We start from the raw sequence: 1,276 nt of genomic DNA, 5'->3' as shown, positions 1-1,276 counted from the left end.
ATGACGTGATGCTCATGCTCGAAACGCGACACGCGAACCCGGCCCAGCTGCTTTTCGAACAGGTTGATGGCGGGCGTGGCGAAGAGGCGCAGATTGCCCGGCTCAACCGCATTGTGCAGCACCGGCGCGGATCGCTTGAACAGCAGAACGACATCGCACGCCTTGGGACTGTCGGCGAAGGCGCGGTCCAGTCGCGGCAGGTCGACGAACAGGAAGCGTTCGGGACAGGCGAAATATTCGCTCAGCAGGCGATAGCCGCGAAAGGACCGCAATTCGGCGGGCAGCAACGCCTGATCGTCGTCGAAGCCGACCTGTTCGGGCAGCGGCAGCTTCTTCCACCCCTCCGCCCCGGCCGCCGCATCGGTCGAGCGTGCGATCACCGCCAATGTCTCGCCGACCATCTGGCGATAGAGTTCGGCCGGCAACGCCTCCGCGCCCGACAAATAGAGCGGCAGCGACCGGGGCAGGACCTGAGGCAATGTCGCGCCGCCCGTCGCCTCGAAGCGGATGCGCAGCGCCGCCTCCGCGCGGACATTGGCGGCACTGGCAAAGGGCGCCACCGCCGCCCGGCTGGCGAGATATTCGACCTGGGTGATCTTGAGCGGCCAGAGCGTCACCTCATGGCCCGTACGGAACTCGACCGGCACGCCGTCCTGCTCGGTCGCCGTCGCGGTCAGCGGGCTGCCCCGCGCGACCGTGTGACCCTTGATCAGGATCGGGTCGCCCTCCTTCGGCTCGAAACCGACCACGCACATGGACGGCATCGGGGCCAGATAATGCGGCTGGACCGCGTGCAGCAGATGCTGGGTGAATTCGGGATATTGATCCGCGATCTTCAACTGAACCCGCGCGCCCAGATAGGCGACGCCTTCGAGCAAGCGCTCGACATAGGGATCGGGATCGGTCGGGGTCTTCAGGCCCAGCCGCCCGGCGACCGCCTCATGCTCTTCGCCGAATGCCCGGGCCTCCTCGCGCAGATAGGCGAGCTCGTCATTGTAGAAGCGCAGCAGGCGCGGATCGATACCCGATGACATGGCCTATTCGCGCACGTTGACCGACAGGGTTTCCGCCTCCACCTCGGTGCGGAACTTTACCGGCATGACCTGTGCCGCCGAGGTGATATCACCCTGGATCAGGAAGGTCAGCGCGTGCGGATCATCCTTGCTCTCCACCGGATCGACGGTCAGTCCCTCGCGTGACAGGCGCGGCTCGAACAGACGCACAGCACGGCGGATTTCGCGGGCCCGCGCCAGGACGGCACGCCGGTTGAGCGTCC

General features: G+C 66.2%; 2 protein-coding genes. Both read right to left on the bottom strand.

All coding sequences use genetic code 11. From position 1 onward, the window contains the following. On the bottom strand, window positions 1-1,034 hold a 1,034-nt coding region (tssF, locus tag U1700_RS14720; RefSeq protein ID WP_332753435.1), incomplete at its 3' end, for a type VI secretion system baseplate subunit TssF. A gap of 3 nt (window positions 1,035-1,037) precedes the next feature. Further along, a partial coding sequence (locus U1700_RS14715; protein ID WP_332753434.1) for a GPW/gp25 family protein occupies window positions 1,038-1,276 on the bottom strand: 239 nt, incomplete at its 5' end.

Origin of the sequence: Sphingomonas sp. RB1R13, from assembly GCF_036663775.1 — a bacterium.
Classification (GTDB): Bacteria; Pseudomonadota; Alphaproteobacteria; order Sphingomonadales; family Sphingomonadaceae; genus Sphingomicrobium.
This window is presented reverse-complemented; position numbering and strand designations above follow the sequence as displayed.